The 1855-nt window shown below is 47.0% G+C and carries 2 protein-coding genes; both read right to left on the bottom strand.

Annotated elements, in window-relative coordinates; translation table 11 throughout:
* Positions 1 to 426: helix-turn-helix domain-containing protein (locus HMPREF3066_RS11265; RefSeq protein WP_141743223.1), on the bottom strand; the 426-nt coding region annotated here is incomplete at its 3' end.
* A 179-nt stretch (positions 427 to 605) separates the two neighbouring features.
* The gene (locus tag HMPREF3066_RS11260) at positions 606 to 1676 is read right to left on the bottom strand and encodes a hypothetical protein (RefSeq protein WP_060974401.1); all 1071 of its coding nucleotides are present in this window, start codon (positions 1674 to 1676) and stop codon (positions 606 to 608) included.
* Positions 1677 to 1855: the final 179 nt, after the last annotated feature.

The following is a 1855-nucleotide window of genomic DNA, read 5'->3' as shown; positions in this document are numbered from 1 at the left end:
GATAGCAGGTCGGTTTTCTATGCCGACGCGGTTGGGTACTTTGCCTCCGGTCCATGTGCCGCCGTTGCTTTTGTCTTGGTGGAGGTGGCGGTAAACGGTGCTGTGATGGAGTGTGATCCCGTGGTGTTTATGCAGGTAGGCACATACCTGTTCGGGACTGAGTTTGCGGCGGATAAGGGTGTCGATGTGTTGAACCAGCTGCGAATCGAGCTTATAGGGTTTTCGCCGGTGCTGTTTGGTCAGCCGGCTTTGCCGTTGGGCTTTTTCGGCGCTGTATTGCTGCCCTTGGATGCGGTATAGCTTGATTTCACGGCTGATGGTGCTTTTGTGGCGGTTAAGATGTTTGGCGATTTCGGCGATGGTGCAGTGGCGGGACAGGTATTGGATATGGTATCGTTCGTCTTGGGTCAGTTGTGTGTAGCTCATGGCAATCTTTCTTGCAGGAAAGGCCGTATGCTACCGCATACTGGCCTTTTTCTGTTATGGAAAGTTGCACTTTAAATGCGAATCCGCCCTCATATTATTGAAAAGGCCTCAAAACGGCAATTCGGCAGTACTAGAACAGCCAGACTCATAGTGAATTATCTAACATTGCCATTCCCTGCCTACCCGCGCAACTTTCCCCTGCCCAAGCGATAAGGCAAAATCTGTTCGGCACATTCTGCCGGTTGCCGATATTCATCATTATCATAAATTTTGAAATGCCAGCGCGCTTCGGTTTCAGTAAAATCAGTCAGTATCACACTGGCTGGATAATAACGGCACTTACCGATTGAAATCATGTCTTCTCTGGTACTGTCCCGACCATTAGGCAGAGAATTAAATTCAGCAACAATCGCAGTCAGCCTGTTTTCCGCATCGGTACGCAGTTCACGAACATCTATTCCATCAGAGTACTGCAGGACAGGTAAATCCAATGCCACACCATTCGGACTGCCGTCTGCATTTTCGCTCCAGCTGTCATGACCGTCATAATAGTGATAAATATTGACCGAGCCTGCCGAATCCTGCTCCGGCCACTCATCATCAGATTTCGGTCTGGGCGAATCCAATAAACGGATAATGCCTTGCGGCGTTCGGATAATGCTTTGATCGGATTCAGTACGACAATTCGTCAATTCGAAATCCTCCGGCCTTATTCCTATGCTACCCTTGGCACGCCGTTTAAAATAGAAATCCCCGTCGGACAGACACGTTTTCCCTTGCCAACTGAACGTGCGCTTATTGCGTAGCACACGCCCGTATTCTGCCGGGATGAGTACCCAATCATATTCTTCCGGGAAACTCAACACCGTCAGAGGAAAATCGTTCCAATAAAATTTTTGTGTCGGGCTAGATACACTTAACCTCTCGCTACTTTTAACAGCAACAGTTATACGGGCATCCGCAGACAGGTCTTCAATACCTGCCAAATATGGCCGATCCACTCCCTTGACAGGCCTTTCTATTGTCCAAATACTCCTCCATTGCAGCATATTGATGACAGACATAGCAAGCAGAGTACCAATAATAAAGCAGAATAAGGCTATCGAACCTGCACGAAGGCAACGGCGTGCAACAACGGGATTACGACGAAGTCCGAACCGTCCCAAAATTAAAGCACCACAGCAAATTACCAAAAACGGTATCCACCAAATGCCATAAATATCGGTCAAAACATAAGGCAGGTTGATCATATTTTTTATCTAATTTAACTTAAAAAGTTACTGAATTATAACAAGAACAAGGATAGGATACGCAAATTTCATTTTTTCAACCACCAACTCACAAACGGCTCTGGTAAGTGGCAATTCCCTATTTAGCTTGTCCGATATAGCCTGAGTACCTTCTTTCAGCAAACCGCACAAGCCATGAT

The sequence above is a fragment of the Neisseria sp. HMSC03D10 genome (assembly GCF_001807625.1).
Classification (GTDB): domain Bacteria; phylum Pseudomonadota; class Gammaproteobacteria; order Burkholderiales; family Neisseriaceae; genus Neisseria; species Neisseria mucosa.
This window is presented reverse-complemented; position numbering and strand designations above follow the sequence as displayed.